At 60.0% G+C, this 24,944-nt stretch carries 23 protein-coding genes; 20 read left to right on the plus strand and 3 right to left on the minus strand.

The window, feature by feature from the left end; all coding sequences use genetic code 11:
* Positions 1-454: 454 nt before the first annotated feature.
* Complete coding sequence (locus tag CFE47_RS21195) at positions 455-1,675, minus strand: CaiB/BaiF CoA transferase family protein (RefSeq protein ID WP_286840182.1); 1,221 nt, start codon at positions 1,673-1,675, stop codon at positions 455-457.
* Between the two features lie 13 nt (positions 1,676-1,688).
* On the minus strand, positions 1,689-2,870 hold the full coding sequence (locus CFE47_RS21200; protein ID WP_003187423.1) for an acyl-CoA dehydrogenase: 1,182 nt from the start codon (positions 2,868-2,870) through the stop codon (positions 1,689-1,691).
* 158 nt (positions 2,871-3,028) lie between these two features.
* Between CFE47_RS21200 and CFE47_RS21205 the strand changes: the two genes are divergently transcribed.
* The 20 genes from CFE47_RS21205 to CFE47_RS21300 all read left to right on the plus strand — a co-directional run bounded on the left by CFE47_RS21205 (position 3,029) and on the right by CFE47_RS21300 (position 23,594).
* Positions 3,029-3,928 carry a LysR family transcriptional regulator gene (locus CFE47_RS21205; RefSeq protein ID WP_286840184.1) on the plus strand — a complete coding sequence of 300 codons (900 nt, stop codon included), beginning with the start codon at positions 3,029-3,031 and terminating at the stop codon, positions 3,926-3,928.
* Positions 3,929-4,380: 452 nt separating this feature from the next.
* Positions 4,381-5,502, plus strand: a complete 1,122-nt coding sequence (locus CFE47_RS21210; protein WP_105699077.1) for a Re/Si-specific NAD(P)(+) transhydrogenase subunit alpha — start codon at positions 4,381-4,383, stop codon at positions 5,500-5,502.
* Between the two features lie 15 nt (positions 5,503-5,517).
* Positions 5,518-5,838: an NAD(P) transhydrogenase subunit alpha part 2 gene (locus CFE47_RS21215; protein ID WP_003187417.1), complete on the plus strand. Its 321-nt coding sequence runs from the start codon at positions 5,518-5,520 to the stop codon at positions 5,836-5,838.
* A complete protein-coding gene (locus tag CFE47_RS21220) occupies positions 5,838-7,274 on the plus strand; it encodes an NAD(P)(+) transhydrogenase (Re/Si-specific) subunit beta (RefSeq protein WP_207045694.1) in 1,437 nt (478 codons plus the stop codon). Before CFE47_RS21215 ends, CFE47_RS21220 begins: the two co-directional genes overlap by 1 nt.
* A 179-nt stretch (positions 7,275-7,453) precedes the next feature.
* Positions 7,454-8,947, plus strand: coding sequence for a succinyl-CoA:acetate CoA-transferase ScpC (gene scpC, locus CFE47_RS21225; RefSeq protein ID WP_185709704.1), 1,494 nt, complete (start codon positions 7,454-7,456; stop codon positions 8,945-8,947).
* Positions 8,948-9,264: 317 nt separating this feature from the next.
* Positions 9,265-9,480 (plus strand): DUF1127 domain-containing protein, encoded by a 216-nt coding sequence (locus tag CFE47_RS21230; RefSeq protein ID WP_010168694.1) that lies wholly within the window; start codon positions 9,265-9,267, stop codon positions 9,478-9,480.
* A gap of 371 nt (positions 9,481-9,851) precedes the next feature.
* On the plus strand, positions 9,852-9,944 hold the full coding sequence (locus CFE47_RS21235) for a DUF1127 domain-containing protein (RefSeq protein WP_286840385.1): 93 nt from the start codon (positions 9,852-9,854) through the stop codon (positions 9,942-9,944).
* Positions 9,945-10,081: 137 nt separating this feature from the next.
* Positions 10,082-10,402: a DUF2388 domain-containing protein gene (locus tag CFE47_RS21240; RefSeq protein ID WP_032862677.1), complete on the plus strand. Its 321-nt coding sequence runs from the start codon at positions 10,082-10,084 to the stop codon at positions 10,400-10,402.
* Between the two features lie 80 nt (positions 10,403-10,482).
* Positions 10,483-10,791: a DUF2388 domain-containing protein gene (locus tag CFE47_RS21245; protein WP_286840212.1), complete on the plus strand. Its 309-nt coding sequence runs from the start codon at positions 10,483-10,485 to the stop codon at positions 10,789-10,791.
* A gap of 39 nt (positions 10,792-10,830) precedes the next feature.
* Positions 10,831-11,151: a DUF2388 domain-containing protein gene (locus CFE47_RS21250; protein ID WP_286840215.1), complete on the plus strand. Its 321-nt coding sequence runs from the start codon at positions 10,831-10,833 to the stop codon at positions 11,149-11,151.
* A complete protein-coding gene (locus tag CFE47_RS21255) occupies positions 11,148-13,109 on the plus strand; it encodes a DUF7844 domain-containing protein (RefSeq protein WP_286840217.1) in 1,962 nt (653 codons plus the stop codon). The genes CFE47_RS21250 and CFE47_RS21255 overlap by 4 nt, the downstream gene beginning before the upstream one ends.
* A 379-nt stretch (positions 13,110-13,488) precedes the next feature.
* Entirely contained in the window at positions 13,489-14,796 is a 1,308-nt protein-coding gene (locus CFE47_RS21260) for a CitMHS family transporter (protein WP_286840219.1), read from the plus strand.
* Positions 14,797-14,860: 64 nt separating this feature from the next.
* The gene (locus CFE47_RS21265; protein WP_105699069.1) at positions 14,861-15,628 is read left to right on the plus strand and encodes a TerC family protein; all 768 of its coding nucleotides are present in this window, start codon (positions 14,861-14,863) and stop codon (positions 15,626-15,628) included.
* A 212-nt stretch (positions 15,629-15,840) separates the two neighbouring features.
* The gene (locus tag CFE47_RS21270) at positions 15,841-17,499 is read left to right on the plus strand and encodes a Na/Pi cotransporter family protein (protein WP_286840224.1); all 1,659 of its coding nucleotides are present in this window, start codon (positions 15,841-15,843) and stop codon (positions 17,497-17,499) included.
* Positions 17,500-17,556: 57 nt separating this feature from the next.
* A complete protein-coding gene (locus CFE47_RS21275; RefSeq protein ID WP_286840227.1) occupies positions 17,557-18,939 on the plus strand; it encodes a M16 family metallopeptidase in 1,383 nt (460 codons plus the stop codon).
* A 72-nt stretch (positions 18,940-19,011) separates the two neighbouring features.
* A complete protein-coding gene (locus tag CFE47_RS21280; protein ID WP_286840230.1) occupies positions 19,012-20,043 on the plus strand; it encodes a DUF5924 family protein in 1,032 nt (343 codons plus the stop codon).
* A gap of 54 nt (positions 20,044-20,097) precedes the next feature.
* The gene (locus CFE47_RS21285) at positions 20,098-21,246 is read left to right on the plus strand and encodes an ABC transporter permease (protein ID WP_185709695.1); all 1,149 of its coding nucleotides are present in this window, start codon (positions 20,098-20,100) and stop codon (positions 21,244-21,246) included.
* Positions 21,243-22,046, plus strand: coding sequence for an ABC transporter ATP-binding protein (locus CFE47_RS21290; protein WP_124527098.1), 804 nt, complete (start codon positions 21,243-21,245; stop codon positions 22,044-22,046). Before CFE47_RS21285 ends, CFE47_RS21290 begins: the two co-directional genes overlap by 4 nt.
* A gap of 1 nt (position 22,047) precedes the next feature.
* Positions 22,048-22,986, plus strand: a complete 939-nt coding sequence (locus tag CFE47_RS21295) for an MlaD family protein (protein WP_185709694.1) — start codon at positions 22,048-22,050, stop codon at positions 22,984-22,986.
* Positions 22,983-23,594, plus strand: a complete 612-nt coding sequence (locus tag CFE47_RS21300; protein WP_286840240.1) for an ABC-type transport auxiliary lipoprotein family protein — start codon at positions 22,983-22,985, stop codon at positions 23,592-23,594. Before CFE47_RS21295 ends, CFE47_RS21300 begins: the two co-directional genes overlap by 4 nt.
* A 93-nt stretch (positions 23,595-23,687) precedes the next feature.
* Here CFE47_RS21300 and CFE47_RS21305 read toward each other — a convergent pair whose 3' ends face one another.
* Complete coding sequence (locus CFE47_RS21305; RefSeq protein ID WP_016978801.1) at positions 23,688-24,917, minus strand: spore maturation protein; 1,230 nt, start codon at positions 24,915-24,917, stop codon at positions 23,688-23,690.
* Positions 24,918-24,944: the final 27 nt, after the last annotated feature.

Consider the following 24,944-nt stretch of genomic DNA (forward strand, 5'->3'; position numbering starts at 1 on the left):
CTCCACAAGCACCCACACGAATTGCTTGATTCAGTTGTTAAAGAGCGGTTGGTTAAGATCTTTCGTCTCAACCGAGGCGCGCATTCTACAGCAGCCTCATTTGCTGTCAAGTGATTATTTTCAGAAGTTTTCGAAGATTTCTTCAACAACTTCAACCACTTGCGCTTCCGATCACTCGTTAGCGGGAGGCGAATTCTACAGCGTTACACGCTGCTGTCAACACCTCTTTTTCAACTTCCTGCGAGCTTCGATGGACTGAAGCACTGACCGCCGAAACCTACATAACTCATTGTTTACCAAGGAGTTTTCCGTTTCGACTGCGCCGGAAGTGGGGCGAATTATAGGCCTCCAGAATCTGCCGTCAACCTTTAATTCAGGTTTTCTATCAAACACTTCTAATTGATTAAAAAACGACCAAACCCAAGCCTCCACGCATCTATATAGAAGGAACCACTCAGATAACACCCGCAACCCTCAACGCATCAACACTCGCCACATCCAGCCCCAATACGCTCTGTAGCACCTTAACCGTATGCTCACCCAACAAAGGTGGCGCACTGCGGTATTCCACCGGCGTCTTCGACAGCCGTATTGGACTCGCCACCTGGGGCACAGCGCCCGCCAGCGCATGAGGTAGTTCCATCGCAAGCCCACGCGCCTTGACCTGCGGATCAGCAAACACCTGCGCCAGATCATTGATCGGCCCACACGGCACGCCAACCTGCTCCAGCTGTGACACCCACTCAGCCGTTGTCTTGAACACCGTGGCCTGGCGTATCAGCGGAATAAGCTCAGCGCGATTAGCCACCCGCACCTTATTAGTCGCGAAACGAGGATCGTCCGCCCACTGCGGTTGACCCGCCACCTCAGCAAACTTACGGAACTGCCCGTCATTGCCTACCGTGAGGATGAAGTCGCCGTCGGCCGTAGGAAAGTCCTGATACGGCACAATATTCGGATGAGCATTGCCCAAGCGCTTGGGCGGCACTCCCGTCGTCAGGTAATTCATCGCCTGATTCGCCAGGCAAGCCACCTGCACGTCGAGCAATGCCATATCAATATGCTGCCCGCCCCCGTCATGATCCCGATGAGCCAGCGCTGCCAAGATCGCCACAGTCGAGTAAAGCCCGGTAAGGATGTCAGTCAGCGCCACCCCAACCTTTACCGGCCCCGCACCGTCGTCACCCTCAGGCCGACCGGTCAGGCTCATCAGCCCGCCTAACCCCTGGATCATAAAGTCATAGCCAGCACGTGCGGCATAGGGCCCCGTCTGACCAAACCCCGTGATCGAGCAATAGATCAACTCCGGGTTGATCTGCTTGAGCGACTCATAGTCCAGCCCATACGCCGCCAGACCACCGACTTTAAAATTCTCGATCAGGATGTCGGACTTGGCCGCGAGATCCCGCACCAGCTTCTGCCCCTCCGGTCGCGTGAAGTCGATTGTCACCGACTCTTTATTACGGTTGGCCGACAGGTAGTACGCCGCCTCGCTGGTGTTCTCGCCATACGCGTCCTTGAGAAAGGGCGGCCCCCAGGCGCGCGTGTCATCACCACTCCCTGGTCGCTCGACCTTGATAACCTCGGCCCCAAGGTCTGCAAGTATCTGCCCGGACCAAGGCCCCGCCAGCACTCTCGACAAATCCAGTACTCGCAGATGCGAAAGTGCGCCCATTCCAGCTCTCCTATTAATAGAACGCTTGAAGACCGGTTTGCGCACGACCGAGGATCAAGGCGTGCACGTCATGGGTACCTTCGTAGGTATTGACCACCTCCAGGTTGACCAGGTGACGCGCCACCCCGAACTCGTCAGAGATACCGTTACCACCGAGCATGTCCCGCGCCATCCGTGCGATATCCAGGGATTTGCCACACGAATTTCGCTTCATGATCGAGGTGATCTCGACCGCCGCCGTACCTTCATCCTTCATACGCCCCAAACGCAGGCAGCCTTGCAGGGCCAGGGTGATCTCGGTCTGCATGTCGGCCAGCTTTTTCTGGATCAACTGGGTAGCTGCCAACGGACGGCCGAACTGCTGACGATCCAAGGTGTACTGGCGAGCGGTGTGCCAGCAGAACTCGGCAGCGCCCAGCGCGCCCCAGGAGATGCCGTAGCGCGCCGAGTTAAGGCAAGTGAATGGTCCTTTCAAGCCACGCACGTCGGGGAAGATGTTCTCCTCCGGCACGAAGACGTTATCCATCACGATCTCACCGGTGATGGAGGCGCGCAGGCCAACTTTGCCGTGAATCGCCGGAGCACTGAGACCCTTCCAGCCCTTCTCCAGGACAAACCCGCGAATATCGCCGGCATCATCCTTGCCCCACACCACAAACACATCAGCGATTGGGCTATTGGTGATCCACATCTTCGCGCCGGTCAGGCTGTAGCCACCGTCTACTTTGCGCGCACGAGTAATCATCGCGCCCGGGTCCGAACCATGGTTAGGCTCGGTCAGACCGAAGCAACCAATCCACTCGCCCGAGGCCAGCTTCGGTAGATACTTTTGCTTCTGCGCCTCGGTACCAAACTCATTGATAGGCACCATCACCAACGAAGACTGCACGCTCATCATCGAGCGATAACCGGAGTCGACACGCTCGACTTCCCGGGCAATCAGCCCATAACTGACGTAGTTCAAACCACTGCCGCCGTACTGCTCGGGAATCATCGCGCCCAGCAGCCCGGTTTCGCCCATCTCGCGAAAGATCGCAGGGTCGGTCTTTTCATGGCGGAAGGCTTCGAGCACACGCGGTGCCAGCTTGTCCTGGGCGAACTGCTCGGCGCTGTCACGCACCATGCGCTCTTCTTCGGTGAGCTGTTGATCCAGCAGCAGTGGATCGATCCAGTTGAAGCTTGCCTTGCCAGCCATGAATAAGTCCTCGCGTAGATAAATCAGAAGTCGTGGATGGAGCCTAGGCCCGCCGAACGAGGAGAGCAAACGAGGTTTCCGCATAGCCTTGTGCTAATTTCTCACTCCGAAACACCCAAGAGCGCCGCAGGTGCGCTTCATATGTGAGGACAAGGTACATGCGCAGAAAGATACCCAGCACCACCGCCCTTGTCAGTTTTGAAGCGGCAGCCCGTCACGAGAGCTTTACCAAGGCGGCGCTTGAGCTTTCCATCACCCAAGGCGCCATCTGTCGACAGATAGCCAGCCTTGAGGAGTTTTTAAGTGTCGAGCTGTTTCGCCGCTCACGGCGCGGCGTCAAGCTGACGGAAGCGGGGCTGTCTTACAGCCGCCGTGTCGCCACACAACTGGATGCGGTGGAGCGCGACACCCTGTCAGTAATGGGCCAGCAGGGCGCTAATGTGATCGAACTGGCGGTAGTCCCGACGTTTGGTACCCAGTGGCTGATTCCGCGCCTCAAGGACTTCCAGCGCCAACACCCGGAAGTCACAGTCAACCTTACCAACCGCACGCGGCCCTTTCTGTTTGCCGACACTGAATTCGATGCGGCGATCTACTTCGGCGATGCTGACTGGTCAGGTACTGAATCCCACCGCCTAATGGGAGAAAACCCCGTACCCGTGTGTAGCCCGCGCTTACTCGGCAGCCATGTGCAATTCAGCCCCCAGCAAATCGCGGAGCTGCCACTGCTGCAGCAAACCACCCGCCCTTATGCCTGGCGCCAGTGGTTCAACGCCCAGCAACTGAATATCCCCCGCGACATGACAGGACCGCGCTACGAGCTATTCTCGATGCTGTCCCAGGCGGCCATGCATGACATGGGCGTCGCGCTGATTCCACCGTTCCTCATCCAGCGCGAACTGGAGGAGCACCAACTGGTCATTGCGAGCCCCGAAGCGCTGACCAGTTCGAAGGCTTACTACTTGATGATTCCCGACAGAAAAGTCGAATCAGCCTCGCTGCATGCCTTCAGGGACTGGTTGATTGATCAGTCGCAGCGCTACAGCCCCAGCATTTAAAGGCCAAAAGCCAATTGCTGACTTTGTAGTCAGTTATATTTAGATCCTACAGATATACGTATATGTCGCATTTAAACAGACTGTACCTGTCGACTAAAAATCAGCTTCAACGCCATGATTATCATGGCTTGTAGCGACTATCGCAGGCCAATGCACGACTATTCACACTGGCGATGACAAAAGACGCCTTAAACGCCTACAGCCCTTTAAATCCATGTATTTGAAGAGGTTATTTCAGAGTGTTGCGACAATCAGTCACAGGGTGACTTGTAGTTAATTTTTCGTCACCCGTCATAATCCCTTGAAGGCCGTAAAGTTCGCCTGCAAAATGCCGCGCCCCGCTGTCATTTCAGCGGGATCGTGCTGATCGGCCGCCCCAGTTGCGCCACTCGCGGTGCACTGGCCTTTTTACAAAAAGATCAAAAGCAAAAAGATCATGCAGGAGATTTGACGTGCACATTGGTGTTCCTCTCGAAACCCAGACCGGTGAAACGCGGGTGGCTGCCACCCCGGAAACCATCAAGAAGCTGATCGGCCAGGGCCATAAGGTCACTGTTCAAAGCGGAGCCGGCATTAAAGCCAGCGTCGTCGACAGTGCCTATGAAACGGCAGGCGCAACCATTGGCAGCGCCAATGATGCCTTTGGCGCAGAGCTGATCCTCAAGGTGGTAGCCCCCAGCGACAGCGAACTTGCGCTGATCAAAAGCGGCACCGTATTGGTGGGCATGCTCAATCCGTTCAGCAACGAAACCATTGCCAAGCTCGCCGAGCACGGCATCACCGCCTTTGCCCTCGAAGCTGCGCCGCGTACATCGCGGGCCCAGAGCCTCGACGTGCTTTCTTCCCAGGCCAACATCGCCGGCTATAAGGCCGTGTTGCTCGCCGCTCATCACTACCCGCGCTTCATGCCGATGTTGATGACCGCCGCCGGCACCGTTAAGGCCGCCCGCGTGCTGATCCTCGGCGCCGGTGTTGCCGGCCTGCAGGCCATCGCTACGGCGAAACGTCTGGGTGCAGTGATCGAAGCGTCTGACGTACGCCCGGCGGTGAAAGAGCAGATCGAGTCCCTCGGCGCCAAGTTCGTCGACGTGCCGTACGAGACCGACGAAGAACGCGAATGCGCCGTCGGCGTCGGAGGCTACGCTCGCCCAATGCCGACCAGCTGGATGCAACGCCAGGCATTGGCCGTGCACGAGCGCGCCAAGCAGGCCGATATCGTCATCACCACCGCACTGATCCCAGGCCGCAAGGCACCGACCTTGCTCAGCGCCGACACCGTCGCACAGATGAAACCGGGCTCCGTGGTCATCGACCTCGCCGCTGCCCAAGGTGGCAACTGCCCACTGACCGTCGCCGACCAGGTCGTTGTGGAAAACGGCGTGATCATTTGCGGCCCGACCAACCTCGCCGGCGCTGTCGCTGCCGACGCCTCGGCCTTGTATGCGCGCAACCTGCTGGACTTCCTGAAGCTGGTCTTCACCAAGGAAGGGCAGTTTGAAATCAACCTCGAAGACGACATCGTCGCCGCGTGCCTGATGTGCCGCGACGGCCAAGTCATCCGTAAAAACGCCTAAGCAGGGATTCAGACGATGGAAGAGCTTATCTCCCCCGGTATCTACAACCTGATCATCTTTGTGCTGGCAATTTATGTCGGTTACCACGTGGTCTGGAACGTAACGCCCGCGCTGCACACGCCATTGATGGCGGTGACCAACGCGATTTCCGCGATCGTGATCGTCGGCGCCATGCTGGCCGCCGCCCTTACCGTGACCCCGCTGGGCAAGACCATGGGCACCCTGGCCGTGGCCCTGGCGGCGGTAAACGTGTTCGGCGGTTTCCTGGTTACGCGCAGGATGCTTGAGATGTTCAAGAAGAAAGCCCCGAAAGTAAAAGAAGAGGCGCCGAAGTAATGAGCATGAATCTGGTAACGACGCTCTACCTGATCGCGTCGATCTGCTTCATCCAGGCCCTCAAAGGGCTGTCACATCCGACGACTTCGCGGCGCGGCAACCTGTTCGGCATGCTCGGCATGGCGCTAGCGGTACTCACCACCGTGGGCCTCATCTATAAGCTCGGCGCTGAGCTGGCAACTGCGGGTATCGGCTACGTGATCGTCGGCCTGCTGGTCGGCGGCACTGCCGGTTCGATCATGGCCAAGCGCGTAGAAATGACCAAGATGCCTGAGCTGGTGGCGTTCATGCACAGCATGATCGGCCTGGCAGCGGTGTTCATCGCGATTGCTGCGGTGGTCGAGCCGCAATCCCTGGGCATCGTCAAACACCTGGGCGACTCGATTCCTGCGGGCAACCGACTGGAGCTGTTCCTGGGCGCTGCCATCGGTGCCATCACCTTCTCCGGTTCGGTGATCGCGTTCGGCAAGCTCTCGGGCAAGTACAAGTTCCGCCTGTTCCAGGGCGCACCGGTACAGTTCGGCGGCCAGCACAAGATCAACCTGGTGCTCGGTCTCCTGACCCTGGGCCTGGGCTTGGCCTTTATGTTCACCGGCAACCTCACCGCCTTCGCGCTGATGCTGGCGCTGGCATTTGTGCTCGGCGTGTTGATCATCATCCCAATCGGCGGCGCCGATATGCCGGTGGTGGTGTCGATGCTCAACAGCTACTCCGGCTGGGCAGCGGCGGGTATCGGTTTCTCGCTGAACAACTCGATGCTGATCATCGCCGGCTCCCTGGTGGGCTCCAGCGGCGCGATCCTGTCGTACATCATGTGCAAGGCGATGAACCGTTCCTTCTTTAATGTACTGCTGGGCGGTTTTGGCAATGCGCCGGATGCGGGGGCCGCAGCCGGTTCCAAAGAAGCCCGCCCGGTCAAATCCGGCTCGGCCGACGATGCGACCTTCCTGCTGACCAACGCCGACACCGTGATCATCGTTCCGGGTTACGGCCTGGCAGTGGCGCGGGCGCAACACGCGCTCAAGGAACTGACCGAGAAGCTCACCCACCGCGGCGTCACCGTGAAGTACGCAATCCACCCGGTAGCGGGCCGCATGCCCGGCCACATGAACGTCCTGCTCGCTGAGGCCGAAGTGCCTTACGACCAAGTGTTCGAGATGGAGGACATCAACTCCGAGTTCGGCCAGGCCGACGTGGTGTTGGTGTTGGGCGCCAACGACGTGGTCAACCCGGCGGCCAAGAACGATCCGAACTCGCCGATTGCCGGCATGCCGATCCTCGAAGCGTTCAAAGCCAAGACCATCATCGTCAACAAGCGCTCGATGGCCAGCGGTTATGCCGGTCTGGATAACGAACTGTTCTACCTGGATAAGACCATGATGGTCTTTGGTGATGCGAAGAAGGTCATCGAAGACATGGTCAAAGCCGTCGAGTAACACTGCTACAGCGCAATACTCGAAACCCCGGCCTCCCGTAGGCTGGGGTTTTTTATTACTCCATGAAACCCGACCAAAGGCTCTAAATCGCTGCCCGGCATTCGACCATGGTAGCGGGCCGAAATTTTTTGAAATCACTAAACTGCGCACCTTGCTTCCGTAGCCTGAGATAAGAATCCATGTACCGTGATCGCATCCGCTTGCCTTCGTTGTTGAACAAGGTCATGAGCGCGGCAGACGCCGCCGCACTGATCGAGGACGGCATGACCGTCGGCATGAGCGGCTTTACCCGTGCCGGTGAAGCCAAGGCCGTTCCCCACGCATTGGCCGAACGCGCCAAGACGTCACCGCTGAAAATCACCCTGATGACCGGTGCCAGCCTGGGCAACGACCTGGACAAGCAACTGACCGAAGCGGGCGTACTGTCCCGACGCATGCCGTTCCAGGTCGACAGCACCCTGCGCAAGGCGATCAACGCCGGCCAAGTCATGTTTATCGACCAGCATTTGTCGGAAACAGTTGAGCAACTGCGCAACAACCAGCTCAAGCTGCCGGACATCGCCGTCATCGAGGCAGTCGCAATCACCGAGCAGGGCCACATTGTGCCCACCACCTCCGTGGGCAACTCGGCCAGTTTCGCAATCTTCGCCAAGCAGGTCATCGTCGAGATCAACCTGGCGCACAACCCGAACCTTGAAGGGTTGCACGACATCTATATCCCGACTTACCGCCCAACCCGCACACCGATCCCGCTGGTAAAAGTCGACGACCGCATCGGCAGCACCGCGATCCCGATCCCACCGGAGAAGATCGTCGCCATCGTGATCACCAACCAGGCCGACTCCGCCTCCACGGTGACGCCGCCTGACAGCGACACCCAAGGCATCGCCAATCACCTGATCAACTTCCTCAAGCAGGAAGTGGACGCCGGGCGCATGACCAACAAGCTCGGCCCGTTGCAGGCCGGCATCGGCAACATCGCCAACGCGGTAATGTGCGGCTTGATCGAATCGCCGTTCGAAGACCTGACGATGTACTCCGAAGTGCTGCAGGACTCCACATTCGACCTGATCGACGCCGGCAAGCTCAGCTTCGCCTCGGGCAGCTCAATCACCCTGTCGGAGCGGCGCAATGCCGACGTGTTCGGCAACCTGGAACACTATAAGGACAAGCTGGTACTGCGCCCGCAAGAGATCTCCAACCACCCTGAGGTGGTGCGCCGCCTGGGCATTATCGGGATCAATACCGCGCTGGAGTTCGACATCTACGGCAACGTCAACTCCACCCACGTCTGCGGCACGCGGATGATGAACGGTATCGGCGGCTCAGGTGACTTCGCGCGCAACGCGCACCTGGCGATCTTTGTGACCAAGTCCATCGCCAAGGGCGGCGCGATCTCCAGCGTGGTGCCGATGGTCAGCCACGTGGACCACACCGAACATGACGTCGACATCCTGGTGACCGAAGTCGGGCTGGCCGACCTGCGCGGCCTGGCACCACGCGAACGGGCGCGAGTGATCATCGACAACTGCGTGCACCCAGCGTATCGCGATGCGCTGAACACGTACTTCGACGCCGCCTGCGCCATCGGCGGGCATACACCGCACATCCTGCGCGAAGCACTGAGCTGGCACATCAACCTGGAAGAAACCGGGCATATGCTCAAGGCGTGATTGATACAGATCCGAGCTGATGCAAATACAGTTTCATCAGCTCGGCTGTACCTCTAAGCATTTTGAAAAAACTGTACTGCTGTACCGGTCATTTCCTACCGAAATATCCTACTCAACTCATCGAAAATGCCTATTTCGCACTGTTTCAGTGCGGACAGGTACAGTTGCCCCATTTCTGTACAGTACAGCACCCTTAAACAGTTAACTGGCCCCTCACAATACAGGTGAACTGTATCTAGAGAGTCTTGCGGCGGAGGAGGATCATTGGCATCAGTTAAACCACTACCTAATCCCGCCACAAGCGGAAGGATGTCATCATGGAACGTACACTCAGTTCCGATCTGTTCTTCGAAGAAAAAGCTGTAAACACCCAGGCTTCCCTGCCTTTGCGCGTTATCGCCAACCTGATGTTGTGGCAGCGCCGCATCTCCAGCCGCCACCAACTGGCTCGTCTGGATTCGCGTCTGCTGGCTGACGCTGGTATCAGCGAAGCTCAACGCTACGAAGAGCTGAGCAAGCCGTTCTGGCGCTAATTGGCGCTCGCTGGCCCTGACCTAACGGGTCCACCGCCAGCAACCAGATTTGTCAAAACAAAGCCCGCCCCGGGTAACCGGAGGCGGGCTTTGTTGTTTCTGGCATCCGGGTTTTGGACGGTCGAACAAAAGCCATTCATAGCGACAGGTACAGTTTAAAAAACAAAACAGTTAGGCAGTACAATTTAGATTCGGTGTATCTGTATTGGTCATGTCGACTCGCCCAACATGGTGTTCCAGTAGCTCACGAAAGGTGCTCGCCATGGATACCCAAACCCCTCTCTATAGACGGTTGCTAAACAAGACGGGCTGCACGCTGGCACGCTGGCACGCTGGCACGCTGGGCACGCCAAGCTCATGAGCGACGCCAGCTGGCTCAAATGGATCGTCGGGAATTATCCGACGTGGGCATCAGCCCCAGCGACCGTCTGTGCGAATTGTCCAAGCCCTTCTGGCGTGACTAGGCGGTCAAGAGGCTTTCCGAACGGATAAACGGCGGCTTAATATCCAGCCACTGCGTGGCGAACTGTTTAAAGCAGGCGTCTGATCCACATTGGCGGCCGTGCGCCACCGTTATCCGTTCATTTAGAGGAGTCATCCCATGTCCCGTCTTCGCCTGCTGAGTGCCGCTGCCCTGTTGGCCGTGGCTGCCAACGCCAGCGCAACCAGCCTTATCGTGACCACTGACTCGATCGTCGGCGCACTCAAAGCCACCTCCGATGCGACCTCCGATGCCACATCGTCCCTGCGTGACAACAAGGTCGTACGCGCCGCGCGTGACGACGCTGCCAGCTTTGTCGCCAGCGAAGGCGCCATTCGTGGCGTGAAGCTGGAAAGCGCCCTGGCCCAGATCCGCCAACAAGCGCCGCAACTCAATACCGCGACTGACGCACAGCTGGCCCAAGCGATCCTGGCTATCTGACAACGGGCCCGATGCCCCGGCGCTGGCTCTCGCCCGGGCATTGCGCTAGCCTTGGCGCTCGCTTTCAGTTGTCGAGTCCCATGGCTTTTTCATACCGCCTGTTAATAGTCCCTGTTTTGTTTTGCGCTGGCTGGTCGCCATTGGCTTCGGCCTTTGACGTGACCACCCAAAGTACTGTCGCGAGCGCGTACGCCACTAGCAAGGTGACGTCTGCGCCCTTCGACCGCAAAGTGATCGTCGCTGCCCAGGATGATGCGGCCGCGTTCATCGCCACAGACGGCCAATTGCGGGGGGCAAGGCTTGAGTCGGCGTTGGACTACCTGCGCCGTACCCAGCCAAAACTTAACGCCAGCGACCGTGAACTGGCGCAAGCAATTCTCGTCCAATAATCATCTTTGTATTTCCATCTTTGTATTCGGAGTTATTCCATGCGTAGCCCGCTGATCGCCGCCACCCTTGGCCTGCTGTTGTTGGCCGACGTCGCCCAGGCACATACCCTGGTGGCCACCAGTAACATCATTGTTCGCGCCTCCGGCCGCACCATCGATTTCACCTCGGACACCACCACCTCCATCCGCGACTCCAAGGTCGTGCGTGAAGCCTACGATGATGCCGCCAGTTTCGTCGCCACCAATGGCGAGATCCGTGGCGCACAACTGGAAGCGGCTTTCGACACCATTCGTACGCGCATGCCGGAAACGCGTGACGCCAGCGACCAGAGCCTCGCCGAAGCTATCCTCGCTCTGTGAGGCGACTCGCCGCCTGGCTCTTGGCGTGGGCTGTGCTGCTCTGTGCAGGCGCAGCCCAGGCCGGCCTGCAACTGCGGCTCAAGATCGATGGCTTGAGCCCGGCTGAACAACAGGCCAGCCAGGCATTGCTCGACGAGGCGATGCGCTCATTACCGCCACGCTTTATCGAGCAGCTGGACCGGCGCATCGATGTCGGCTGGACCGACAAGATGCCCAGCAACGCCTACGGCCAGGCGTCCCTGGTGTCCGAGCTGGACCTCAACAGCAACCTGCTCGCCAGCCTCACTGATGGCAGCGCCGCCACCCAGAAAACCAATCGCCCCCACGGCACTGTGCGCCGGGAAATGCTCGCCACCGTGCTGCATGAACTGACCCACATCTATGACCGTGCGCGCCTGTGGTCCAAGGAAGACCGTGCGCTGATCAACCGCTGCAGTCGCCAGAACAACATCACCGGCCTGATCGGCCTGCCCGATCAATGCCGTGGCCAGAATGACCGCCGCTTCACCCTCAGCGACGACCCGCGCCTGCTGGACCTCGCCGGCTGGCCGCAATACGTCGGGCGCCGTGGCGAACGTGAACAGCACAACCATCAGGTTGCCCGCAGCCCGGACATCTACGAAACCACCAGCCCGCTGGAATTCGTGGCGGTCAACATGGAGTACTTCCTGCTCGACCCCAGCTACGCCTGCCGACGCCCCGCGCTGTTTCGTTATTACAAGGAGCACTTCGGCTGGGCACCGCCCGAGCAGGACACCTGCGCCAAGACCTATGCCTTCCTGAACGCAGGCAACGACTTTGCCAAGACGCCGCTGGGCCAGATCGACCCGGAGCGCGTCTACGAAATCGACTACCTGCTGGCCGAAGCCAACCAGAATCTGGTCAGCCGCTGGGGCCACAGCATGCTGCGCCTGGTGATCTGCGCCCCCGGTCGCCCGCGTGGTCCGGATTGTCGCTTGGACCTGGACCAGCATCTGGTGCTGTCCTACCGCGCCTTCGTCGGTGACGTTCAGTTGTCGAGTTGGGATGGACTGGTGGGCAAGTACCCGTCGCGGCTGTTTGTGCTGCCGCTGGCCCAGGTAATCGACGAATACACCAAGACCGAGCTGCGCGGCCTGGCCTCCGTGCCCTTGAAACTGACGCGCCAGGAAATCAACGACACCGTCGAGCACGCTGCCGAGATGCATTGGAGCTATGACGGCAACTACTTCTTCATTTCCAACAACTGCGCAGTAGAGAGCCTGAAGCTGTTGCGCAGCGGCAGCGCCAACCCGCAACTGACTGGCCTGGACAACATCACCCCCAACGGCTTGTTGGAAGTTCTCAGCGCTCGCGGCTTGGCCGATACCAGCGTGCTCGACGACAAACGCAATGCTCTGCGCCTGGGTTATCACTTCGACTCCTTCCGCGAGCGCTACCAGGCGATGTTTGAAGTGCTGCGCAAATATCTGCCGATCAAGCAGACCCAGGTCGAAGACTGGCTGTCCCTCAGCGCCGCCGAACGCCGCCCCTGGTTCGACCAGGCCGACCTGCGTACCAGCGCCGCATTGCTGCTGTTGGAGCAGGCCAGCTATCGCAAGCAGTTGATGCTGGCCCAAGACGAAGTCAAACAGCGCTACCTCGGTGCCCGCGAGCTGAAAAACGGCGGCATGGAGAAAGCCAATAACACCCTGCAACAAATCCTCGCCAACAGTGGCTTCCTCAGCCGCCCGGCAGAACTTTTGGACAGCGGTGGCTACGGCCTGCCGCAACCGTCGGAAGCCAAGCGCCTGGAATCGGAAAGCGCCGAGCGCCAGAAGCAGTTGCAATCGCTGACTGGCGACTTGGATAAAGAGGTAAGGGCGCTGCTGGACCCGTCCCGTGCGGATGAAATTGCTGCGTGTGAGGCCAACCTCAAGCAGGTGGGTGAACACTTGCGCAAGCTTCACAAAGCTGCCGGCGGCCTCGAACTGCCCTGATATCTCCCTGCAAACACACTCTGAATGTGGGAGCTGGCTTGCCTGCGATGACGGCGGGTCAGCTAGCACATGGGGGGGCTGATACACCGCAATCGCAGGCAAGCCAGCTCCCACATTGGATCTTCATACGCTTGAAGATTGTGCGTCTTCCCTTCATCACCTGTTTTCCCAGCGAAAGCTGGCTGAAAGCTTTCCCGTCTAGGATCGCCCCCAACTGCCGGCAACAGACCGGCTGTACACAACAACAATGGTGATTCCCGATGTCCGCTCGTACCCGCCTGTTCGCCCCAACTCCACCCGTACGCCTCGTGCCTTTCGTTCTGCGCTGAGCCCCACCCGGTTCGCCATTCCCTAGCCGCGCTACGCCTGGAGTATTCCTATGCTGACTTTCCTTGGCTTTGCCATGGTCATCACGTTCATGTTCCTGATCATGACCAAGCGCCTGTCCGCGCTGATCGCCTTGATCATCGTGCCAATCCTGTTCGCGCTGTTCGGCGGTTTCGCGCCGGAGATCGGCCCGATGATGCTTGCGGGCATCACCAAGCTGGCGCCGACCGGCGTGATGTTGATGTTCGCCATTCTCTACTTTGCCCTGATGATCGACTCCGGCTTGTTCGACCCGGCCGTGCGCAAGATCCTCAAGATGGTCAAGGGCGACCCGCTGAAGGTTTCGGTCGGCACCGCCGTGCTGGCTCTGGTCGTGTCCCTCGACGGTGACGGCGCCACCACCTATATGATCTGCGTGGCCGCCATGCTGCCGCTGTACCAGCGCATTGGCATGAGCCCGCGAATCATGGCAGGCCTGATCATTCTCGCCGGTGGTGTGATGAACATGACCCCTTGGGGTGGCCCGACGGCACGCGCCGCCAGTGCATTGCATGTGGACCCGTCGGACATTTTTGTACCGATGATCCCGGCCATGGCCGTCGGCGTCGTGGCGATCCTGGTGATTGCCTACATGTACGGCCTGCGTGAGCGCGCACGTCTGGGTGAACTGCACCTGCACGGCGATGAGATCGACCACAGCGAAATCAGCGTGTCGCAATTCCCGGACGCCCGCCGTCCAAAGCTGATCTGGTTCAACGGCGCGCTGACCTTCGCCCTGATGTGCACGCTGATCGCCGGCCTGTTGCCGCTGCCGGTGCTGTTCATGGTGGCGTTCAGTATCGCGATGATCGTCAACTACCCGTGCCTGCAGATGCAGAAAGACCGCATCGCCGCCCACTCCGGCAGCGTACTGGCGGTCACCGGCCTGATCTTCGCGGCGGGTATCTTCACCGGCATCCTGTCGGGTACCGGCATGGTCGATGCCATGTCCAAGAGCCTGCTGGCGGTCATTCCCGACGCACTCGGCCCGTATCTGGCGGTGATCACCGCGCTGGTGAGCATGCCGTTCACCTTCTTCATGTCCAACGATGCGTTCTACTACGGCGTACTGCCGGTGCTGGCCGAAGCCGCCAGCCACTACGGCATCACCGCTGTAGAAATGGCCCGCGCCTCCATCGTTGGCCAGCCCGTGCACTTGCTCAGCCCGCTGGTACCGTCCACCTACCTGTTGGTAGCCCTGGCTGGCATCGAATTCGGCGATCACCAGCGCTTCACCCTCAAGTGGGCAGTACTGGTGTGCCTGTGCATAATGTTCGCCGCGTTGCTGATGGGGATTTTTCCGCTGTTCAGCACTCTATAATCCTACCGACTCACCGCGCGGCGCTGCAGCTTGCGCGGTTTAACACTTGCTCAAAGGAATACACATGGAATGGCTGACCAATCCAGAAATCTGGATTGCCTTCTTCACCCTGACGGCCCTCGAGATCGTCCTGGGCATCGATAACATCATCATGATTTCGATCCTGGTCAGCCGCATGCCCAAGCATATGCAGGCGCGCACCCGGATCTTCGGCCTGGCGCTGGCCATGGTCACGCGCATCCTGTTGTTGCTGTCGATCACCTGGGTGATGCAACTGACCGCCGACCTGTTCGTGGTCTTCGGCCAAGGCATCTCCGGTCGCGACCTGATCCTGTTCTTCGGTGGCCTGTTCCTGCTGTGGAAAAGCTCCCAAGAGATGTACCACGCCCTGGAAGGTGAAGACGAAACCCACGATGAGCCGAAGGGCGCCGGTGGCAAATTCATCTACACCATCATCCAGATCGCCATCATCGACATCGTGTTCTCCCTGGACTCGGTGATCACCGCCGTTGGCATGGTCTCCCATGTACCGGTCATGGTCGCGGCAATTGTCGTAGCCGTATTGGTGATGATGCTGGCAGCCGGCACCATCAGCGAATTCATCGACAAGCACCCGTCGCTGAAAATGCTCGCGCTGTCGTTCCTGCTGGTAGTGGGTACCGTGCTGATCGCAGAAGCCTTCGACGTGCATGTGCCTAAAGGCTACGTCTACTTCGCCATGGCGTTCTCCCTGGCGGTAGAAGCGGTGAACATCAAGATGCGCACCGCCATCGCGAAAAAGAAGAAACAGCAGGATCCTGTGAAACTGCGCAAGGACATTCCGGGTCAATAAACCCGAGCCAGACCAAAAAGGGGCTGAGACAAGCCCCTTTTTTGCATCCGCAAAAAGCTGATTTCATGACAGTTTTGTTTCAATCCCCACTTTAGCTATGCGATGCTGGCGCAGAGCCTATTCGCCAACTACAGCTTAACTACAAGACGTAGAGCGGCACGCGGCAATTCTTATTTGCTCTTCTTTGAGCTAACCCACACGGGGGGCCGAGCATGCTGACCTTGCTCAATCTGCTTTCCGCCGTGACCCTGCTTATCTGGGGCACGCACATCGTCCGAACCGGCATCCTGCGGGTCTACGGTTCCAACTTGCGCCAAGTCATCGGGCAGAACATGTCCAAGCGCTGGCTGGCCTTTGTCGCCGGTATCCTGGTGACGGCCATGGTGCAGAGCAGCAACGCCACGGCCATGCTGGTCACTTCATTCGTCGGCCAAGGCCTGATGGGGCTGACGCCCGCCCTGGCAACCATGCTCGGTGCCGATGTCGGTACGGCGCTGATGGCGCGGGTGCTGACGTTTGACCTGTCATGGCTGTCACCGCTGCTGATCTTTCTCGGCGTGATTTTTTTCCTGTCGCGCAAACAGACGCGGGCAGGGCAGATGGGCCGGGTCGGGATCGGCCTGGGCTTGATCATTCTGGCCCTGCAATTGATTGTCGAAGCCGCGGGTCCGATTACCCACGCCCAGGGGGTCAAAGTTATCTTCGCTTCGCTGACCGGCGATATCTTGCTGGATGCCTTGGTCGGTGCGCTGTTCGCGATGATTTCCTACTCCAGCCTGGCCGCCGTGCTGCTGACCGCCACGCTGGCCGGTGCCGGTGTGATCGGTTTGCACGTGGCCATCGGCCTGGTGATCGGCGCCAACATCGGCAGCGGCGTACTGGCGTTTCTTAGCACCAATATGCAAAACGCCGCCGGTCGCCAGGTTGCCCTCGGTAGCCTGCTGTACAAACTGATCGGCCTGTTGCTGATCATCCCGGTACTCGACCCCCTCGTACGCTGGATGGACGGTTTGGACTACAGCGCCCAAGGCATGGTCATTACCTTCCACCTGCTCTACAACGTCACCCGCTGCCTGATCCTACTGCCGACAATCGGCCCCATGTCACGCCTGTGTGCATGGCTGCTGCCGGAACAACAAGAGGCCAATGGCAAGGCCAAGCCACGCCACCTCGACCCGGCCGCGCTCGACACACCAAGCCTGGCCCTGGCCAACGCCGCCCGGGAAACCCTGCGCCTGGGCGACCTGATCGACAATATGCTGACCTCAATGCAGGAAGTATTGCGCGGTAAACAAACCGCCATCACCCAGGAGATGCGTAGCCTCAGCGACGACGTCGAAGCGCTCTACAGTGCGATCAAGCTCTACCTGGCGCAAATGCCCCGCGAAGACCTCAGTGAACAGGACAGCCGCCGCTGGGCCGAGATCATCGAGTTGTCGATCAACCTCAAGCTGGCCGGTGACCTGATCGAACGCATGCTGCGCAAGGTCCAGCAGCAGAAAACCTCCCAGCGCCGCCAATTCTCCGAAGTCGGCCTGGAAGAGCTCAGCGGCCTGCACAGCCAATTGATCGCCAACCTGCGGCTGGGGCTGTCGGTATTCCTCAGCGCCGACCCGGAAAGCGCGCGCCAATTACTGCGCGAGAAACGCCGTTTCCGTGCCCAGGAACGGCGTCTGGCCCACGCCCACGTCAGCCGCCTGCAGCGCAAAATCGTCCAGAGCCTGGAGACCAGCTCCCTACACCTGGAACTGATTGCCGACATGAAACGCCTCAACTCGTTGTTTTGCAGCAGTGCTTATGTAGTCTTGGAAACGTCCGACACCGGCGCACTCTCCGCCGAAGATATTGCCGACATCACACATTCGCCCTGAACGGATGATGGCCCGTGAAGTCAGTTAAAACTGACCTCACTCGCCAGGAAGCTTGTTATGCGTCGCCTGTTATTCGCCTGCCTGCTCATGGGTTCTGCCCATGCCTTTGCCTTTGACCGCCTGCAAGTCGAGGGCTACACCTTGCCCAACGGCCTGCAATTGCTGCTCAAACCGGGCACCGAACGCGGGCATGTGGCGATCCGCCTGGTAGTCGGGGTAGGCCTCGACGACTTCCCCTGTGAGGAAAAGGAGCTGCCGCACCTGCTTGAACACTTGCTGTTCAGCGGTATCGACGGCGGCGGCGAAGGTGACCTCGAAGACCGCATGCAAGCCCTCGGCGGCGAGTGGAACGCCTACACCAGCAACGCCGACACCACCTTCGTGATCGAGGCCCCGGCGCAAAACCAGCGCAAGGTGCTCGACTTGCTGCTGGCGATCATCACCCGCACCGAGCTGACCGACGCCAATATCAGCGCCGCCAAACAGGTGGTGCAGCGCGAAGACGGCGGCCATTATTCGCACCTGCAACGCCTGCTCGATCGCCAGGACCTGGGCCACACCGCCAGCAACCAACTGGCCGTCGAACTGGGCCTTAAATGTGCCGAGCGCGCCGAGGTCGATCACCTGACCCGTGACCAGTTGGAGACACTGCGCAAAAACTGGTACGCCCCCAACAACATGACGCTGATCATCGTCGGCGACCTCGACAAGCTGCTGCCAGCCTACCTGGAGCGCACCTACGGCCAGCTCGATCCCGTCGACCCCACCGAGCACCTGCCGCTACCGGAAATCCAGCACGCCGCCGCCAGCCACCGCGAACTGATCCACGGCTGGGTAGGCAACAGCGCCAAACTGCACTGGCTATTTCCCGAACCGGTGCTGGACGATCAGCACGACGAAACCTACGACCTGCTCAAGGACTACCTCGATTGGGCGCTTTACCGTCAACTGCGCCTCAAGCACGCGTTGTCCTACGGGCCCTGGAGCGAGCGCGAAGTGCTCGGCGGCGTCGGTTTTCTCAGCTTGAACGCCGACCTTGAACGCGAAAACCTGCCTGAAGCCGAGCAAGTGCTACAGGACCTGCGAGCCCAACTGCTCAAGACCGGTCTCGACCCCGCCGTGTTCGCCCGCCTGCAGCAAGCCGCCATCGCCCGCCAGGCCTGGGCCGTGCAGGGCAACAGCGCCCTGGCCGATTACTACTGGAGCGCTTCCGGCGACTACAACAATGGCCACTTCAGCGATCCGGTCAAACGCATCAAGGCGGTGAGCCTGGACCAGACCAACCAAGCCCTGCGCCAAGTGTTCAAGCAACCCGGTTACTGGCGTATCGAGAAACCACTGCTGAGCTACGACGCCCTCAGTTGGATCGGCGCCGGGGTGCTCGGGCTGATCGCGATTGTATTGATTGGCGTGCGGGTTTATCGCAAACGGATCGCGTAATCGAACACCGGACCGAAGGCTAAGACGTTATTCTGTCGGGGATTTTTTCCTACAAAGACTGCGAACCGCCGAATGCAAAACCTGACCCGCATAATCACCCGCGTCCTCGAACTGATGAAGCGCTACCCAGGGGTGATTGCGCTCGGCGGCTTCATCTCGGGGGTGTGCAGTTTCATCCTGGTGGACCGTCAGCAGGGCATGGCCAGCTGGATTGCGGTGATCATGCTGGTGAGCTGGTTGTGGCTGATGCTCGAAAACAGCTTCACCCAGTTGTTCACCAAGGTCTTCAAACGGGAAATCCCCGAACCGCTGTTGCGTTATGCGACGCAGATGATCCACCAGGAAAGTCTGTTTTTTGTGCTGCCGTTCTTTTTCGTCACCACGGCCTGGAACAGCGGCCAATCGATTTTCACTGGCCTGCTCGGTGCGGCGGCGTTGGTGTCGATCACCGACCCGCTGTACTACAAGTGGCTGGCGCCCAAGCGCTCGCTGTTCCTCGCGCTGCACACCTTGACCCTGTTCGCCGCGCTGCTGACTGCGCTGCCGATCATCCTGCACCTGACCACCGCCGAAAGTTACAAACTCGCCCTTGGCGTGGCCATGGCATTGTCGATTCCGAGCCTGGCCGTAAGCCTGCCACTGCGCAGCGTCAAAGGCTGGGCGATGCTGCTGGGGGTTACCGCTGCGATTGGCTGTGCCGGGTGGTTCCTGCGCAGTTGGGTACCACCAGCTACCTTGTGGATGACCGAAGTCGCCATCAGCACCACGCTGCAAGACCGCACGCCAGGGGATGACCTCAAGGAAGTCAGCGCCGCCCAACTGCGCAATGCCGGACTGTACGCCTACACCGCGATCAACGCGCCGCGGGGCCTGGATGAGCGGATTTACCACGTGTGGAAATTCAACGGCAAAGAGGTCGACCGCATCGCCCTGGATATCCACGGTGGTCGCAAGGAAGGCTACCGTGCCTGGACCCACAAGCAGAATTTCCCGGCTGACGCTGCAGGCCGCTGGCAAGTGCAGGTTTTGACCGACGACGGACAAGTGATTGGCGTGCTGCGATTCAAAGTGACTGACACAGCACAATCGGACAACCCAAAGTAGGCTGTATCGTGCTATTACGTAGGAATTGTGGATAGCCAAACAAGCTCGGAGCTTATGACCAGTAGTTCAACGGCCGGCGCAGCCCACCTCGATACGTCCACTGTTCCTCCGTTACTCAGGATTACGGGGGACTGGACGCTTGCCCACTACGCGAGACTGAAAAAGCTGTCGGACAAACTCGACGGCCAATACGACGCCGGCGCCCGCATCGACCTCAATGGCCTCGGCGCGCTGGACACCGCCGGCGCCTCACTGCTGGTGGAACTGCTGGGGCCCACCCGCATAGAGCAGTCCGCCGAGCAGACCGATTGCAGCTTGTCCGCCGCCGACCGTGCGCTGCTCAAAACGGTCTACCGCTCCCTCAACGATTTCTGCGTACCCGAAAAAGCCCCCGAAGAGGCCACCGGCATCCAGGTGCTGGCGCGCATCGGCCGGGCTGTGGATAAAGTCTGGCAAGACAGCAAGCAACTGCTGGGCTTTATCGGCCTGATCCTCGAAACCTTCGCTCGCGGTATTTTCCGACCCAAGCGCTGGCGCATCACGCCGATGGTCGCGCATATCGAACAAACCGGCCTCGACGCAGCGCCCATCGTGGCGTTGCTGACGTTTCTGGTGGGTGCCGTGGTGGCGTTTCTCGGCGCTACGGTGCTCAAGAGCTTTGGCGCGACGATCTTTACCGTCGACCTGGTGGCGTTCTCGTTCCTGCGGGAATTCGGTGTATTACTCACCGCCATCCTGATCGCTGGCCGCACCGCCAGTGCGTTCACCGCGCAAATCGGCTCGATGAAAGCCAACGAAGAAATCGACGCGATCCGCACCCTGGGCCTGGACCCCATGGAGCTGCTGGTACTGCCGCGCGTGCTGGCGTTGCTGGTATCGCTGCCGATGCTGACATTTTTGGCGATGCTCTCAGGCATTGTCGGCGGCGGGGTGGTGTGCGCCGTGGCGCTGGATATTTCGCCGGCGATGTTTTTATCGTTGCTGCAATCAGACATCGGGGTGCAGCACTTTCTGGTGGGCATGGTGAAAGCACCGATCTTCGCCTTCCTGATCGCCGCCATTGGCTGCCTGGAAGGCTTCAAGGTCAGCGGCAGTGCCGAATCGGTCGGCGCCCACACCACCTCCAGCGTGGTGCAATCGATTTTTGTGGTGATCGTGCTGGATGCCGTCGCCGCGATGTTCTTCATGGAGATGGGCTGGTGAGTCGCCTACACCGAGCGCCCACTGAGGCGGTGATTGAAGTGCGCGGCCTGTGCAATCGCTTTGGCAGCCAGAGCGTGCACGAGAATCTCGACCTGGATTTGTACAAAGGCGAGATCCTGGCAGTGGTCGGCGGCTCCGGTAGCGGCAAGTCGGTGCTGCTGCGCAGCATCGTCGGGTTGCGCCGGCCCAGCGAAGGCGAGGTGCGGGTGTTCGGCAAGAACCTGCCGAGCCTGTCGGAACACGAGCGCTCACTGGTGGAACGGCGGTTCGGCGTGCTGTTCCAGAAGGGCGCGTTGTTTTCCTCGCTGACCGTCACCGAAAACGTCGCGCTGCCGTTGATCGAACACGCCGGCCTCAGCCGCCGCGATGCCGAGCACTTGGCAGCGGTCAAGCTGGCCCTGGCGGGGCTGCCGTTGTCGGCCGCCGATAAATACCCGGCCTCGCTGTCCGGCGGCATGATCAAGCGCGCCGCGCTTGCTCGCGCCCTGGCCTTGGACCCGGACATCCTGTTTCTTGACGAACCCACCGCCGGCCTCGATCCAATTGGCGCGGCGCAGTTCGACCAACTGATCCTGACCCTGCGCGATGCGTTGGGCCTGAGCGTGTTTTTGGTCACCCACGACCTGGACACGCTGTACACCATCACCGACCGCGTGGCGGTGCTGGCGCAGAAGAAAGTGCTGGTGGCAGATGCCATCGATGTCGTCTCGGAAACCGACGACGCCTGGATTCACGAATATTTCCACGGCCCCCGTGGCCGCGCGGCATTGGATGCCGCTCAACCGCTCAACGAGGTATGACATGGAAACCCGAGCCCATCATGTGATGATCGGTCTGTTCAGCGTAATCGTGGTGGTCGGCGCAATGCTGTTTGGCCTGTGGCTGGCCAAATCCAGCGTCGACAGCGCCTTCCAGGATTACGAGGTGGTGTTCAACGAGGCGGTCAGCGGCCTGTCCCAGGGCAGTTCGGTGCAGTACAGCGGGATCAAGGTGGGCGACGTCACGAGCCTGCGCCTGGACCCCAAGGACCCTCGCCGTGTACTGGCACGCATCCGCTTGTCGGGGCAGACGCCGATCAAGGAAGACACCCAAGCCAAGCTCGCCCTGACCGGCATCACAGGTACCTCGATCATCCAGCTCAGCGGCGGCACACCACAAAGCCCGGAGCTCAAGGGCAAGGACGGCAACCTGCCGGAAATCATCGCCTCGCCATCGCCCATCGCACGCCTGCTCAACAACAGCAACGACCTGATGACCAGCATCAACCTGCTGCTGCATAACGCCAACCGCATGTTCTCCCACGAGAACGTCGACCGCTTGAGCAACACCCTCGACAACTTGCAACAAACCACCGGCGCCATCGCCGAGCAGCGTGGCGACATTAAAGTGGTGATGCAGCAACTGATGCAGGTAAGCAAACAGGCCAGCGCGGCCCTGGAGCAGACCACCGTGTTGATGCGCAACGCCAACGGCCTGCTCAACGACCAGGGCAAGCAAGCCTTTGGCAGCGCCGAGCAGGCCATGAAGTCCCTTGAACAAAGCACCGCCACCATCAACACCTTGCTGACCAATAACAAGGACTCGGTGAACAGCGGCATGCAGGGCCTCAACGAACTGGCGCCGGCCGTGCGCGAACTGCGTGAAACCCTCGGTTCGCTGCGCGCCATCTCCCGCCGCCTGGAAGCCAACCCCAGCGGTTACCTGCTGGGCAGCGACAAGAACAAGGAGTTCACGCCATGAAGCGTGCTTACCAAATGATCGCCCCTGTGGCACTGGTATTGATCAGTGCCTGCTCGATCCTGCCCAAGCCTGACCCGTCGGATGTGTACCGCCTGGCGTCGGCCCAGACCACAGGCCAAGGCACACCCGTGGCCTGGTCGCTGCGCGTGAACAAGCCGCAGAGCAGCGAATTCCTCGACAGCCCGCGCATTGCCGTAGTGCCCAATGGCGACCTGATCAGCAGCTACGCGAATTCACGTTGGAGCGACCCGTCACCGGTGCTGTTGCGCAACCGCTTTATGGATGGCTTCCAGCGTGATGGGCGGGTGACGTTGCTGAGCACCGACGAAAGCAACCTGCAGGCCGACTATGAGTTGGGCGGGCAGTTGCAGGCGTTCCAGAGTGAATATCACGGCAGTGCCGTGGAGGTGGTGATTCGCTTGGACGCGCGACTGGTGCGCGGGAGTGATCAGCGGATTATTGCCAGCCGGCGGTTCGAAGTGCACCAGCCGGTGGGGGACACCAAAGTGCCGGCGGTGGTGGCTGGGTTTGGAGCGGCGGGGGATCAGTTGAATAAGCAAGTGGTGGAGTGGGTGGTGCAGCAGGGTAATGGTGCTGTGAAACGCTGAGGGCCTCTTCGCGAGCAAGCCCGCTCCCACATTTTTGATTTGTGAACACAGTCAAAGGTGGGAGCTGGCTTGCCTGCGATAGCAATCTCAGTCTCAGCCAAAAAACCAGTAGCACACCGCAATAGCCGCCACCACGCCAGCCAACTCCGCCAACAACGCACACCCCACGGCATGCCTGGCCCGTTGAATCCCCACCGACCCAAAGTACACCGCCAACACATAGAAGGTGGTCTCGGTACTGCCCTGGATCGTCGCTGCCACCAGCGCCGGGAAGCTGTCCACACCCTGAGTCTGCATAGTCTCGATCAACATCGCCCGCGCGGCGCTGCCGGAAAACGGCTTGACCATCGCGGTGGGCAAGGCATCAACAAAACGCGTGTCCATGCCGGTCCAGGCCACCACATGGCGAATGCCTTCCAGGCCGAAATCCAGCGCCCCCGAAGCCCGCAGCACGCCGACGGCACACAGCATTGCCACCAGGTACGGCAGCAGGTTCTTGGCAACGTCGAAGCCCTCCTTGGCGCCTTCTACAAAGGCTTCGTACACCTTGACCTTGCGCAGCGCGCCGATCACCAGGAACAGCATGATCAAGCCAAACAACGTCAGGTTGCCGAGGATCGAGGACAAGCCGGCCAGAGCCGTGGCCGACAAGGTCGCCAACAGCGCCATGAAGCCACCCAGCACCAGCGCGCCAGGAATCAGATAGGCCAGCACCACTGGGTCCCACAGCCGCAGGCGCTGCATGATCGCCACCGACAGCAGGCCCACCAGGGTCGAGGCGCTGGTGGCCAGCAGGATCGGCAGGAACACCAGCGTCGGGTCGGCGGCGCCTTGCTGGGCACGGTACATGAAGATAGTCACCGGCAGCAGCGTCAGCGAGGACGCGTTCAGCACCAGGAACAGGATCTGCGCGTTACTCGCCGTGTTCGGGATGGGGTTGAGTTCCTGCAACGCCTTCATCGCCTTCAAGCCAATCGGCGTGGCTGCGTTATCCAGGCCCAAGCCGTTGGCTGCGAAGTTGAGGGTGATCAAGCCGATGGCCGGGTGACCGGCAGGCACTTCCGGCATCAAGCGGCGGAACAACGGCCCGAGGGCCTTGGCGAGCCAGTCGACGATCCCGGCTTTTTCGGCGATGCGCAAAAAGCCCAGCCATAAGGTCAGAGTGCCAAACAGCAGCACCATCACTTCCACCGAGAGTTTGGCCATAGCGAAAATGCTTTCCACCATCGCCGCAAAAATCCCGGCGTTACCGCCCACCAGCCATTGCGCCAGTGCTGACACCATTGCCACGACAAAGAAGCCAAGCCAGAGGCCATTGAGCATCAGTTAAATCCCCCAAAAGATGGGGCG

This window comes from Pseudomonas sp. PGPPP1 (assembly GCF_002255865.1).
Classification (GTDB): domain Bacteria; phylum Pseudomonadota; class Gammaproteobacteria; order Pseudomonadales; family Pseudomonadaceae; genus Aquipseudomonas; species Aquipseudomonas cremoris.

What these genes read in the sequence shown, in the direction of transcription:
- CFE47_RS21195 (WP_286840182.1), bottom strand. Translation starts at nt 1,675, where the DNA reads ATGGGCGCACTTTCGCATCTGCGAGTACTGGATTTGTCGAGAGTGCTG.
- CFE47_RS21200 (WP_003187423.1), bottom strand. Translation starts at nt 2,870, where the DNA reads ATGGCTGGCAAGGCAAGCTTCAACTGGATCGATCCACTGCTGCTGGAT.
- CFE47_RS21205 (WP_286840184.1), top strand. Translation starts at nt 3,029, where the DNA reads ATGCGCAGAAAGATACCCAGCACCACCGCCCTTGTCAGTTTTGAAGCG.
- CFE47_RS21215 (WP_003187417.1), top strand. Translation starts at nt 5,518, where the DNA reads ATGGAAGAGCTTATCTCCCCCGGTATCTACAACCTGATCATCTTTGTG.
- CFE47_RS21220 (WP_207045694.1), top strand. Translation starts at nt 5,838, where the DNA reads ATGAGCATGAATCTGGTAACGACGCTCTACCTGATCGCGTCGATCTGC.
- scpC (WP_185709704.1), top strand. Translation starts at nt 7,454, where the DNA reads ATGTACCGTGATCGCATCCGCTTGCCTTCGTTGTTGAACAAGGTCATG.
- CFE47_RS21230 (WP_010168694.1), top strand. Translation starts at nt 9,265, where the DNA reads ATGGAACGTACACTCAGTTCCGATCTGTTCTTCGAAGAAAAAGCTGTA.
- CFE47_RS21240 (WP_032862677.1), top strand. Translation starts at nt 10,082, where the DNA reads ATGTCCCGTCTTCGCCTGCTGAGTGCCGCTGCCCTGTTGGCCGTGGCT.
- CFE47_RS21245 (WP_286840212.1), top strand. Translation starts at nt 10,483, where the DNA reads ATGGCTTTTTCATACCGCCTGTTAATAGTCCCTGTTTTGTTTTGCGCT.
- CFE47_RS21250 (WP_286840215.1), top strand. Translation starts at nt 10,831, where the DNA reads ATGCGTAGCCCGCTGATCGCCGCCACCCTTGGCCTGCTGTTGTTGGCC.
- CFE47_RS21260 (WP_286840219.1), top strand. Translation starts at nt 13,489, where the DNA reads ATGCTGACTTTCCTTGGCTTTGCCATGGTCATCACGTTCATGTTCCTG.
- CFE47_RS21265 (WP_105699069.1), top strand. Translation starts at nt 14,861, where the DNA reads ATGGAATGGCTGACCAATCCAGAAATCTGGATTGCCTTCTTCACCCTG.
- CFE47_RS21270 (WP_286840224.1), top strand. Translation starts at nt 15,841, where the DNA reads ATGCTGACCTTGCTCAATCTGCTTTCCGCCGTGACCCTGCTTATCTGG.
- CFE47_RS21275 (WP_286840227.1), top strand. Translation starts at nt 17,557, where the DNA reads ATGCGTCGCCTGTTATTCGCCTGCCTGCTCATGGGTTCTGCCCATGCC.
- CFE47_RS21280 (WP_286840230.1), top strand. Translation starts at nt 19,012, where the DNA reads ATGCAAAACCTGACCCGCATAATCACCCGCGTCCTCGAACTGATGAAG.
- CFE47_RS21285 (WP_185709695.1), top strand. Translation starts at nt 20,098, where the DNA reads ATGACCAGTAGTTCAACGGCCGGCGCAGCCCACCTCGATACGTCCACT.
- CFE47_RS21295 (WP_185709694.1), top strand. Translation starts at nt 22,048, where the DNA reads ATGGAAACCCGAGCCCATCATGTGATGATCGGTCTGTTCAGCGTAATC.
- CFE47_RS21300 (WP_286840240.1), top strand. Translation starts at nt 22,983, where the DNA reads ATGAAGCGTGCTTACCAAATGATCGCCCCTGTGGCACTGGTATTGATC.
- CFE47_RS21305 (WP_016978801.1), bottom strand. Translation starts at nt 24,917, where the DNA reads ATGCTCAATGGCCTCTGGCTTGGCTTCTTTGTCGTGGCAATGGTGTCA.